Origin of the sequence: Paenibacillus sp. oral taxon 786 str. D14, assembly GCF_000159955.1 — a bacterium.
In the GTDB taxonomy this organism is placed as follows: domain Bacteria; phylum Bacillota; class Bacilli; order Paenibacillales; family Paenibacillaceae; genus Fontibacillus; species Fontibacillus phoenicis.
This window is the reverse complement of sequence record NZ_GG695980.1, coordinates 87,034-97,958: the sequence shown is the minus strand read 5'-3', so window position 1 is coordinate 97,958 and position 10,925 is coordinate 87,034. Positions and strand designations below refer to the sequence as shown.

At 44.5% G+C, this 10,925-nt stretch carries 12 protein-coding genes; 11 read left to right on the top strand and 1 reads right to left on the bottom strand.

Annotated features, from left to right (window positions below; translation table 11 throughout):
• The 6 genes from POTG_RS14140 to POTG_RS14115 all read left to right on the top strand — a co-directional run.
• On the top strand, nucleotides 1-271 hold a 271-nt coding region (locus POTG_RS14140; protein WP_036645506.1), incomplete at its 5' end, for a prepilin peptidase.
• A gap of 207 nt (nucleotides 272-478) precedes the next feature.
• Complete coding sequence (locus POTG_RS14135; RefSeq protein ID WP_036645504.1) at nucleotides 479-841, top strand: hypothetical protein; 363 nt, start codon at nucleotides 479-481, stop codon at nucleotides 839-841.
• Entirely contained in the window at nucleotides 838-2,085 is a 1,248-nt protein-coding gene (locus POTG_RS14130) for a plasmid replication protein (RefSeq protein ID WP_009225509.1), read from the top strand. The genes POTG_RS14135 and POTG_RS14130 overlap by 4 nt, the downstream gene beginning before the upstream one ends.
• Before the next feature lie 97 nt (nucleotides 2,086-2,182).
• Nucleotides 2,183-2,824: a hypothetical protein gene (locus tag POTG_RS14125; protein ID WP_009225508.1), complete on the top strand. Its 642-nt coding sequence runs from the start codon at nucleotides 2,183-2,185 to the stop codon at nucleotides 2,822-2,824.
• A 241-nt stretch (nucleotides 2,825-3,065) separates the two neighbouring features.
• On the top strand, nucleotides 3,066-4,079 hold the full coding sequence (locus POTG_RS14120; RefSeq protein WP_009225507.1) for a replication-relaxation family protein: 1,014 nt from the start codon (nucleotides 3,066-3,068) through the stop codon (nucleotides 4,077-4,079).
• A gap of 39 nt (nucleotides 4,080-4,118) precedes the next feature.
• Nucleotides 4,119-4,607: a hypothetical protein gene (locus POTG_RS14115; protein WP_036645502.1), complete on the top strand. Its 489-nt coding sequence runs from the start codon at nucleotides 4,119-4,121 to the stop codon at nucleotides 4,605-4,607.
• A 61-nt stretch (nucleotides 4,608-4,668) separates the two neighbouring features.
• Here POTG_RS14115 and POTG_RS14110 read toward each other — a convergent pair whose 3' ends face one another.
• Complete coding sequence (locus POTG_RS14110; RefSeq protein WP_249413056.1) at nucleotides 4,669-5,742, bottom strand: RNA-guided endonuclease InsQ/TnpB family protein; 1,074 nt, start codon at nucleotides 5,740-5,742, stop codon at nucleotides 4,669-4,671.
• Nucleotides 5,743-5,808: 66 nt separating this feature from the next.
• On the opposite strand from POTG_RS14110, the gene POTG_RS14105 reads away from it, so the two are divergent.
• The 5 genes from POTG_RS14105 (at nucleotide 5,809) to POTG_RS14085 (ending at nucleotide 10,738) form a co-directional block, all read left to right on the top strand.
• Complete coding sequence (locus POTG_RS14105) at nucleotides 5,809-7,308, top strand: type IV secretory system conjugative DNA transfer family protein (protein ID WP_143811923.1); 1,500 nt, start codon at nucleotides 5,809-5,811, stop codon at nucleotides 7,306-7,308.
• Nucleotides 7,309-7,376: 68 nt separating this feature from the next.
• On the top strand, nucleotides 7,377-8,195 hold the full coding sequence (locus POTG_RS14100; RefSeq protein ID WP_232282309.1) for a S1 RNA-binding domain-containing protein: 819 nt from the start codon (nucleotides 7,377-7,379) through the stop codon (nucleotides 8,193-8,195).
• Between the two features lie 52 nt (nucleotides 8,196-8,247).
• Entirely contained in the window at nucleotides 8,248-8,919 is a 672-nt protein-coding gene (locus POTG_RS14095) for a hypothetical protein (RefSeq protein ID WP_009225503.1), read from the top strand.
• 107 nt (nucleotides 8,920-9,026) lie between these two features.
• Nucleotides 9,027-10,067: a recombinase RecA gene (gene recA, locus POTG_RS14090; protein ID WP_009225502.1), complete on the top strand. Its 1,041-nt coding sequence runs from the start codon at nucleotides 9,027-9,029 to the stop codon at nucleotides 10,065-10,067.
• A gap of 359 nt (nucleotides 10,068-10,426) precedes the next feature.
• Nucleotides 10,427-10,738, top strand: a complete 312-nt coding sequence (locus POTG_RS14085) for a hypothetical protein (protein ID WP_009225501.1) — start codon at nucleotides 10,427-10,429, stop codon at nucleotides 10,736-10,738.
• The last annotated feature ends 187 nt before the right edge of the window (nucleotides 10,739-10,925 follow it).

Here is a 10,925-nt window from a genome sequence, read left to right as displayed (position 1 = left end):
TTATTTGCTAGGTGTTTTAATTGGAGCAGGCTTGCTTTATGTATTTGCTGTCTTAAAACCTGATTCATTTGGTGGTGGAGATATTAAGCTAATGGCAGTGGTAGGTATGGCTCTTGGCTGGCGGCAAGCAATGTTATTTTTGATTATTATGCTCACGTTTGCTTGGTTATTTGCTATAGCTTTCAAATGGGCTAGGGATGGAAGAAAAAAACTTCCATTAGCACCGTTCTATTTAACGGCATATTTTCTATTTATAATTGGAGGAATATGAGTTATTGAAAAAAATAGAAGAACTTTGGATGTATTTTTTAGTAGATGAAAATGATCGTGTAGTAGAGCAAACCATGCGCAAAATGTTAGAAGAGCAACGTAGAAGATTGATAAGAAGATGAACAAATACCGTTCAATAGCCTCTACCCTCAATTGGGTAGGGGCTTTTTTTGTTTTGCTAAAGGTTGAAGGGAGGTAGACGATCTTGATGAGCAGAGAAGCCATTTTGGATGCGCTACTATCGGCTACTGCTGAGAACGAAAATATGATGTGGATGTTGGCAGCACTTAGAATGGCAGAACGACCTGTACAGAAGGAGCAGCTAAGGGATGTAACCAACGCCTTGTACAAAAAGATACATCCTGATGTAGAGCAGGAGAAGTTGCCGATTAGATCAAGGCATTTGCTGGATGAAGCGGCAGCGATGTTAGAAGGAGCATCGCTGGTTCAGGTAGCTGAAGTAGCAAAATCCAAGCGATACACATTATCCCCATTAGGGGAAGAACTACTCAACTATAGGCAATATAAGCTGATGCAAGAACGAATCAAACGAAAGGGAGCGGAGCAATGAATATCAGTTTGAAGTATGGTTTTCTGGGGTTAGGGATGGGAGGAACTTCAATTGCTCATGCATGTGCTGGGATGCGGTTATCTGCCAAAAGTGAGCAGCGTCCTTATACGGCCTTATTGATTAACAGTAATGAGATGGATCTTCTCAAACTGCCAGATTATCCGAATATTAAGAAAATCAAGCTTCCAGGATTTGAACGTGGGGTAGGTCGGGATATTCAGCTTGGGCAGGAAGCATTCAATGTTCACAAGGAAATTATTGCAAAGACACTGCAGAGCTACTTTAATGACCGGGATTACATTTTCATCTGCTGTGGTTTAGGCGGTGGTACAGGAACAGGTGCGGTTATTGAAGCTGTTCGTCTGCTTCATGGAAAGGGCTTTGCAGGGCGATTTGGTTTGTTGCTTACGTTGCCACGTCGAGACGAAGGTCGGAAGGTTCTAGACAATGCCTTGCAACGTCTGCAAGTGATTAAGCGGGCGATGCAAGGCTTAGGAGCGATTGTTGTAGTGGACAATGAAAAGCTGTTCCAAACTGGCTTGAATAAAAATCAGAGTGTGGAGGATTTCATGAAATCATGTAATCGCCATGTGGCACGGCTGCTCCACGATCTGAACACAGTCACAGCCAGCTACAAGCCATATGGTAGCTATCACTTTGATGCTTCGGAATGGTTGAACATGCTTAAGACAGGTGGCTGCTTACACATTGGTAAGTGCGTTCTTTCCGCTCAGGCTGTTGACCTGGCTTCTCCAGTAACCTATATGGAAGCGATCAAGCAGAGTGTGCTAAACGGGGAGTTGTCAGCCGGTTACGATCTTCAAGACGCAACAAGCAGCGCAGTTAGTATTGTAGCCGATAGTTCTACGGCAAGGCGCTTGTTCACTCATGCTTTTGTGGAGCAGATTCAATCATTCCTGCACGAGAGTACCCCGATTTTGGATGAGAACCCTGTGGCTACCTATGTTGGAGATCAGCCTGGGCAAGTAACAGTGTATAGTGTGTTTGCAGGGTTAAATTTTCCCGACAGCGTGAAAACATTGACGGAAGAGCTGGCCGAACTGGAGCGCAGAGCGGAAGAACGAAGCCAGAAGACAGATACCATTGCAGAGGCGCTAGCACGAGTCAAGCCTAGGGATAAGAAGGCAGCTGTCGATCTGGAGGCGTTGCTTGAAGATGATCCTGCACCAAAAACAGCCCAAGAGAAATCTGATCCCTTTGATTTTCTAAACAGTCTGAAGTGATACGCTTCAGATAAGCCTTTGTACAGCGGATAATGCGGCAGATAAAAGTGACAAGTGATGCACATATAAATTAAAACCAAAATGGAGAGTGAATCAGATGTCGTTTTGGGAGCAGCGTACTCGAAAAAGAACTGAAGAGTTGGAGGAGATGTACAAACAGGCAGTAGAGCTTTCTTTCAAATTAGGAACGGCTTTATCAGAATGGAGGACGATGCTGCCAGAAAGTACCTCTCCTGATCCGAAGGCGTATCCACCATGTATCTATAGAACGTACATGCTGGGAGATAATCCAGTTTATCAATTCTCGTATCAAGGGATGTTGCCTCTTTATCTGAGAGACAAGCATTACGGCAATCAAATTAAGGACTACTACACTCAAGCTACTATTCAGGCCACAATGGAAGCAGTAGCGGCTTCCCAAACAGAAACTCCTGTTCTGAGTTCGGCCTTTATTTATATCTGTCATTTTTTTGAGGATTTATTGATCCGTGATCTGGACAATCGTAACCGTAGCGCAATAATAAACGCGATTCGATATGCTGGATTGATCAAAGATGATTCGTGGAAGGAAGTGGAAATTATGGAATCTGGATTCTTGGATGTTAATCGTAAAAACCATGTTCAAGTCTTTGTTACACCTTCCCAAAATGCTTTGAAAATGATTGAAAATATTCGTAAAAAGTACCGGGCCGGCCATGATTTTTCGGGTATGTTTGAACCCGATAAACACCCCCTATGAGTTGAACCCGTTATTTTCGGAAAGAACTTTTTAAAAATACGTGCTGGATATTGGATTGTACCCGAAACGAAATTAAGGCTAGAGCGGAAAGGTGGGAAGAGGCTACCGCGAAACGCAGTTGAGCGATAGACTCTGACCACCCCGTCCTACGCCCCCCGTCCATTAACCCATAAACCGTCCCTGACAAGACGATGTATCTTAGAATGCGGGGCAGTAAATTTCCAGCAGAAAGGAGGTAAACATGCCAAGACAACGTGAATGGACAGACCGGGACCTGAGTATATTGCAGGAACTGTATATACTACGGGAAATGACGAAGAAGCAAATTACGATGAAGCATTTTGCCAGTGAGAAGTACGCACATAAACGGTTATATATCATGAAGAAGGAAGGACTCATAACTACGAATGTGTTTGGTAAGAGAACCGCAGGTCGAACAGTCACGGCGGCTTATGTTCGATTAACCGAAGCAGGGATGGACTTGTTAATTGAACGTGGCTTATTGGACGGCAAGAACTATCGTGCACGGGATTTGGGGCTGTCAATTCAACAGCGGCAGTACATTACGGATGCGAACGAGCTATTCGTGCAGATCCCCGAAGTGCCGTATATGGACTCTCGCCAGATCAAACGCAAATACAATCTCAACCGTGGTAATCTAACGGTCGGTGGATTCAGAAGTGACAAAGGGGATTATATGATCTACATCCTGATGCCCGATGCCAAGGAACAAACGCTAGTGAAGATCATCAACGAGATCAAGAAGCACATGAAACTACGAGGATTTCTGGTGTATTACAAGAGCCAGTCCGTTAAACGCACTTTTGAAACCATGAGTGAGAAGATGAACTTGGTAACAGGCGGTATCCCGGTTCACTTGCTGCCGTTTAATGAGTTAGGGATTCAAATCACAAGGGAATACATCCTGACAAACACGTTTTTGAAGCTACAGAAAGTACTTAAACCGTATGGAGAACTGAAAGAAGTGGGAAATTCCAGCAAATACGGATTTGAATACGGTCTGGTGCAAAAAGAACGGATGGGACCGTGGAAAGACCCCTATGTCATCGAACTCCTAACGATGAACATGATGACTTTGAAACGATGTTTAACCAACTACTCCATAGGAGTAAGCCAGACAGTAGGACGAAGAGTCCTCCTTTTTTGTTATGAGGATGAAGTTGAACACTACAAGCAGGAGTTATCAACCGCAGCACATGTGGATATTGTGGGTATTTCAAAGAATTCCCTTTGAATTCATTTGAACGAAGATTTGAAAGGAAACTTATATGCCATGATCAGATTCGTAAGCTTATTGCTCACTCTTGGCGGGTGGGCTTATTTGTATTGGCGCTTACCGGGTTGGCCGTTATTTATTCCTTGGTCACTTAGCATCGTCGGTTTAATCATCTATTTATACGGCTGGGTGTTAGAACGGGAGAATAAGCTAATTTACTTCTTCACCAGCCTGCTTTGGATTGGGATAGCGTTGTGTCTCAGACTGAAAGAGGAGATTATAGCGACTCTATCCTTTCCGTTTTCGATAACAGGAACGGTGCACACAGCCTTTATAGCAGCACTCATTTTGTCCTCGTTCCTTACATTTACCAATTACAGACTCGAACACAATTTGAAAAACCGTCGAGGCAATGTGAACAAGCAACAACTTGTTCATGTCAAACCTACGGCGGCTGATCGTTGGAAAAGGTTTAAACGTCTATTTATTTCCTCCAAGACAGAGATTCGGCTGAATTTGGGTGAAGAAATACCTATGAAGGATTGAGGTCATAAACCACACGGCTAAAGCCGTGAGCTTGCAGCTAGAATAAATCTGCCGCGTTTGGCTATATGACAGTAGCCCTGCTCGCAATGATACGAGCAGCCACATTGTCGGCTGGAGCAGCGTACCCACAGCATTGACAATGGAATGTATCTCTGGTCGCTCGGTTCTTTTTGTCGATCAGTCCGCATTCCGGACATGTTCGGGATGTGTTGCGCGGATCAACCAAAACCACTGGTACACCAGCCAGTCTAGCCTTGTACTCGATAAACTGGCGAAGCTGATAGAACGCCCAAGAAGAATGTTTCGCACGCTGAGCCTTTTTAACCGTCTTCTCCGTCCGTTCCCGAATACCTTTGAGGTCTTCGAGAGCAATCATAGACCGAGTGCCTTTGGCTTTCTCAACAATCTTCTTGGAAATGCAGTGGTTTATATCGCGTACAAAACGCTGTTCTTTGCGGCGACGCTTTTTAAGCAAGCGTTTAGCAGATTTGGTGCCTTTCGCTTGCAATTTCTTTCGCAAACGACGATGACGAGCGCGAATGCTGTTAACCTTTGAACCAGAAAATACTTCGCTCGTGGAATCAACAGCGATATTCGCAATACCAAGGTCAACGCCAATTACGCCTTCTGGCTCAAACGGTGTTCCGTCCGGCAAATCAACCACAAGGAGGAGATAAAATGATCCGTCTTGTAAAATCAAGTCGGCTTGCCCGCGAACCCTGCGGCCCTGCAATACGCCTTTGTGGTAGGCGCTAATAATCATAGGGACGTCAATGCGTCCTTCAAGTGTAAGTATAGATGCGTACTCCAGCCCTTTGAAGGACAGAATACGCTGGTCATACACGACGGCCCCAAATTCGCGGAAGGCATGGACGGACTTGCGTTCAGTTTTGTAACTTTCTGCAACCTTTCCGATAGAGCGGACAACCAACTGCGCCGACAGACCGAAGCGCTCGCGGACGTCGTAATAACAAAGCTTTTGGATACCAATTTTACCGAACGTTTTGGATTCAAAAGAAACTTTGCTGATGTAGTTACACGCTTCATTGAATCGTTTCATGGTGTCCAATAACTTTCGATGTTGTTCACTATCCGTCAACAGTTTGATCTTCATCGTGCAAAGCAAGGAAATCACCCCCCTTTGCAATCTATTATACCACAATTATTGAATAAATTAATCAATAGAAAGGAAGGTGAGAGCATGATTCAATGGGGAGGCAGTGATATGTTCACGCATATGCTTGTTGTTGGCCCTACCCGCTGTGGAAAGACAGCCACTTTACTCAAGCCAATGATTTATCAGTTGCTGCTTCTGAAGAAGAAGGGGGTTCCACTAGGACTTTCTGTTGTGGAGCCTAAAGGTGATGTTGCGGCAATGGTGGCAGAAATGTGTGATGCAATGGATATGCCCTGTGTCCATGTTGATCCCACCATAACTCATAGCGCGAGGTTTCCTGTGATGAAAGGAGATGAGGACGACGTAGCTGAAGCTACGGTAACCGTCTTAAAGTCGATGTTCGGGAAACAGGAAGCATTCTTCGCTACGGTTCAGGAGCTTGCCGGACGCAATATCACCAAGCTTTTAAAACGTCTTTACTTGGATGATGTTAACCTGGGCGATGTACTCCGAACGATGCGAGATCAACGAATGCTGGAGGATAAGGTACAGGAACTTCGTTTTAAAGAGGGTGAATCCGATCTGGTTCAGTTTTTCCAATCGGAACTGCTTGGGGCACAGAAGGAAAAATATCAGCAGTTTGTTATCGGGCTTCGCGCCCAGCTTGAGAACTTAACGTCTAACCGGCATTTGGAGCCAATCTTGACCGGACAATCCGATTTCGACATGGACAAGCATTTTGCTTCTGGCGGTGTATTAGCTGTAAATACGGCCATGGGTAAATTGCGGAAAGCCGGGGATGCCTTTGGTCAGTTCGTCGTGATGCATTTGCAGAGCGGAACATTCCGCAGGCCGGGCACAGAGCGCACGCGCATCCCTCATTTTATGATCGTGGATGAGTATTCCAGATATATTAATCCCGATGTGGAGTTGTTCTTATCCATTGCAGCGGAGTATCGAACAGCCGGAATATTTGCTATCCAGTCTTTGGGGCAGCTAGAAGTTGAATCTGGCAAGATCAACGCGAAGGCCATGAAGCAATCCATTATGACGAGTTGCCGTAACAAAATCGCTTTTGGCGGGCTATCTTATCAAGATGCTGTTGAATTTAGCCGGGAGTTCGGCAAAAAGCAGATCATCAGCAGACAAAGCACGTTTAAACAGCAATTGTTATTGCCTAATCTATTGCCGGAAAACTATCGTGATACGGAAATAGAAGAGGATCGCATTTTCTATACGCAAATGATGGACGGTTTGCCAAAGTTTCATTACGTGGCGAAGCTGCTGGACGATGGCACACCTTTACCGCCGAAAATAGGCAAAGGTTCATTTATTCCGAGGGACTGGAAAGAACGGCGGGAATGGGAAGTAAAGCGGCAGTGGTGGAAAGGATTTAGTATCGTAATCAAGGGCAAAGGCGCTAAGGCTGTACAGGAAAATTTGGCACTAGATGAGCAGCCTGATGTAGAAACGACTACATCCCGCTTGAAATTTATATCTGAACCTATCGAAAACGAGCCGATTGTAGACGAAGGTGATTTAGATACCGTAACGACAGAAAGAGAAGAAGATCCATTTGAGTAAGTCCCTCAGCGCAAATACGTTGAGGTTTTTTCATATATCAAAAAAACAAATTTCTGGAGGTAATGAACATGAGTGAAGAGTTGAAAAGAGTTTTGATCGAAGGTTATAACGAGGACAAGTTGGAACAAAGCAGCTATGATGAAGGCTGGGCGCAGATTTATAGTGCAAGACAGAATGATCTAGTCTTGCAAGCTGAATTAATTGGCCTTGAACCAAAGCTGAACAAGCTGTGTGGCGTGGTTTTGGTTGGTGGGGTAAGAGGCTATATTCCTCAAGAATTCTCTGGTACAAAGGATGCCCATGAATTTCGGCGGTTACTTGGAGAACCCGTTGCCTTTAAGATCTTGAGCTATGATCGTGAAGGAGATACCTTCATCGCATCCCGTCAAGCAGCCCTGGAACATATGGAAGGTTTGACGTGGAAATGGCTGGAGCAAGATGCGGTAATCACAGCGGTAGTTCGTAATGTTACGCCCAAGGTATTGATGCTAGATATTGGCGGTATTACAACGGAGTTGCCGGTTCAGGAATATGGTTATGGATGGGTAGATGATCTTCGTGAAGAAATAAGTGCTGGGGATCACCTCAAAGTAAAGGTGGTAGAACTGGATAAAGAAAATAAAATCGTGAAGGTTAGCAAGAAGGCAACAGAGAAAAGTCCATGGCCGGATTGCGCAAAACGTTATGTATCCAAAGGAACATACAAAGGTAAGGTCTCCGGTGTAATGGAATATGGCATCTTTGTTAATCTTGAGCGCGGAGTCGATGCTCTGGTTCCGCATATCCGGTTCGGAAAAGTGAAGCGGGGCGACACGGTTTATATTCGGGTCCGCGGAGTTGACCCTAAGCAAGAACGGATTTATGGGCGGATTATTCCCAAAAAGTGAAAGGGGCGATTCTCGCCTCTTTCCTTACTTCAGTTTTAGAAAGGAGCTTTGTATGAAAACATCACCCTTCTCTATTACGCATGAATGGACGTTTAAACCTGCTTCATTTCCGGAAGAGCTTGAACCGGGATATGCTCCATTACGAGCGGCTACCGAAGCAGATGGACTCAGATCGCTTGGTTTGATCGGCTGTATGGGAAGTGTTCAGATGGGGCGTCTATTCCAGTGGAAACGACATCAAGTCCGGCGCATGTTAGCTGAGAAGAAGCTGATTCAGCACCTACTTCTCAAGAACAAGAACACGATACCCGTCTATACGATTGGCCCGCGAGCTGCGCAATTACTCAACTTGGAATGGTCACATGAGTTCTGGAGAACATGGACAATGGAACAGATTTTGTCCCATTTAGTGTTTTTTCAGTTTTGCTGTGCCATGCGGGATAAACAAAAAGCGTTTCAAATTCATGCCGCTCCTTATCCCTTTACGGGGAGAGTTGAGATTGGATCTGAATCCAGAAATGTATTGGTGATCCGTGGTGATACCAGTCACTTGCATGCATCATTACGGCACTCGTCGTATCCCATTATCGCAATATCAGAATCTCTTGAAGCAGTTATGCCGTTGAATGAACTTTTGAAGGAAGCGAAGTTACTACTGGACGCTGACCTGAAACAAGAATATCGTTTCTACAGGCAGATCAAGGGAGAATGGGTAATTAAGTAAATGTCTTGGGAAAAATCTCCTTTCCTATTGAAATACGAACATATGTGTGGTAAATTGTTCCTATAAAAAGGAACATACATTCGTATTATAGGGAGGAGTTTTGGACTATGGACAACCAAGAAAACAGACAAGCGGCACTAGAAAAGGCTTTGAAGGAAATTGAGAAGTCTTATGGGAAAGGGGCTGTCATGAAATTAGGGGAGGCAGCTCATGTCCAAGTTGAAACCGTTTCGAGCGGCAATCTTGCTCTTGATATAGCTTTAGGTGTAGGAGGTTTTCCAAGAGGACGAATTATTGAGGTTTATGGTCCAGAATCCTCCGGTAAAACAACAGTGGCACTACACGCGATTGCTGAAGTACAGAAGTTAGGAGGACAAGCTGCTTTCATTGACGCCGAACATGCACTTGATCCACTTTACGCGAAGAATATAGGCGTTAACATTGATGAATTACTGTTGTCCCAGCCCGATACCGGTGAACAGGCGCTTGAAATTGCAGATGCGCTGGTGAGAACAGGAGCGGTAGATATTATCGTAATTGACTCTGTAGCGGCCCTTGTTCCTAAAGCAGAGATCGAGGGAGAGATGGGGGATTCTCATGTAGGACTTCAAGCCCGACTCATGTCTCAAGCGATGCGAAAATTATCCGGTTCGCTTAGCAAATCCAAGACGATAGCTATCTTTATTAATCAACTCCGGGAGAAAGTCGGTGTATCGTTTGGAAGTCCGGAAGTAACTCCTGGGGGCCGTGCATTGAAATTCTATTCATCGGTTCGTCTTGATGTACGTCGTATGGAGACGATCAAATTAGGTAATGAGATGGTGGGAAGCCGGACACGTATTAAGGTCGTTAAGAATAAGGTTGCACCACCGTTTAAGCAGGTTGAGGTTGATATGATGTATGGTGAAGGCATTTCGAAAGAAGCAACCCTTCTTGATCTCGGAGTTGAACTGAATGTAGTTGAAAAATCAGGTTCGTGGTTTTCTTATGCCGGTGATCGTTTAGGGCAAGGCAGGGAGAATGCTAAGCAGTTCTTAAAGGAACATCCGGAGGTAGCTTTCAAAATCGACAGTGAGATCCGCGGATCTGAGGTAGAGCTGAAACCGGTACTGGAAGAAGCGGAAGATCGGGAATTTGCAGCCGGATAAAATGAGAACGTATGATTGCACTTTTATAATCACAATGCTATAATATTCCTGTAATTATATTTACCTCTACACTCCCATTTGCCGGAGAGAAGAGTTGCCTGTATAGGCGATAATTGTTGTACCTCCCCTACAAAGCTTTATAGCTGAGGATAAAGTAGGATAAAGCAAATAACCCGACATCTCCTGTGCTGAGAACAAGGGAAGAAGAGTACCGAAAGGCTCTGATAAAGCTTCAGCCGCACGCGCATGTGTAATTTAATGTACTGATAATGTGAATTAAAGCCGATTTTTGCATGGATTATTCTGTGCAGAGATCGGCTTTTTTTATTTTCTCAAAAAAATGAAAGGGTGATCGAAGCGTGTTTAAACACTGGTTTAAAAAGGGCAAGCGGCAAGATTCATTAGTTTCACGTCATAAGCTGGTTCTGCCTAATGAGAGCGAATGGACGAAGTTGAAGCTAATGTGGGAGAAATCCAGAAATGAGCATAGCTCTTTAGAGCAAAGTCTTATTCAGGCTGAAGCAGAAGCCTTTGACCGAGTTAAAGGGATGCTTGAGGAGGCTCTATCGTTATTGGATGACGCCTGTGTCGAAACAGATGGAATGCTCAAAGTGAGGCTCCAACAAATCTGGAGTGATCTGGATGAGCTTGTGAAGAGCTATACACTTTAATAAAAATCAGATTCCCATTTTCCAATAGCATATTGAGTAAGCGGGGGAATTACCAAAAAGCAAATGAACGGCAGGAGGGGCGGAATATTAGGACATCCCTTTCTGACAGTAAATCAACTTCATGACACTGTCGTGATCCTTAAAATACCCATGTAGATTGAAGCAAACAACAGTAAAAATGGTGAAC

Coding starts and splice junctions, on each gene's coding strand:
- POTG_RS14135 (WP_036645504.1), top strand. CDS start 479: ATGAGCAGAGAAGCCATTTTGGATGCGCTACTATCGGCTACTGCTGAG.
- POTG_RS14130 (WP_009225509.1), top strand. CDS start 838: ATGAATATCAGTTTGAAGTATGGTTTTCTGGGGTTAGGGATGGGAGGA.
- POTG_RS14125 (WP_009225508.1), top strand. CDS start 2,183: ATGTCGTTTTGGGAGCAGCGTACTCGAAAAAGAACTGAAGAGTTGGAG.
- POTG_RS14120 (WP_009225507.1), top strand. CDS start 3,066: ATGCCAAGACAACGTGAATGGACAGACCGGGACCTGAGTATATTGCAG.
- POTG_RS14115 (WP_036645502.1), top strand. CDS start 4,119: ATGATCAGATTCGTAAGCTTATTGCTCACTCTTGGCGGGTGGGCTTAT.
- POTG_RS14105 (WP_143811923.1), top strand. CDS start 5,809: ATGATTCAATGGGGAGGCAGTGATATGTTCACGCATATGCTTGTTGTT.
- POTG_RS14100 (WP_232282309.1), top strand. CDS start 7,377: ATGAGTGAAGAGTTGAAAAGAGTTTTGATCGAAGGTTATAACGAGGAC.
- POTG_RS14095 (WP_009225503.1), top strand. CDS start 8,248: ATGAAAACATCACCCTTCTCTATTACGCATGAATGGACGTTTAAACCT.
- recA (WP_009225502.1), top strand. CDS start 9,027: ATGGACAACCAAGAAAACAGACAAGCGGCACTAGAAAAGGCTTTGAAG.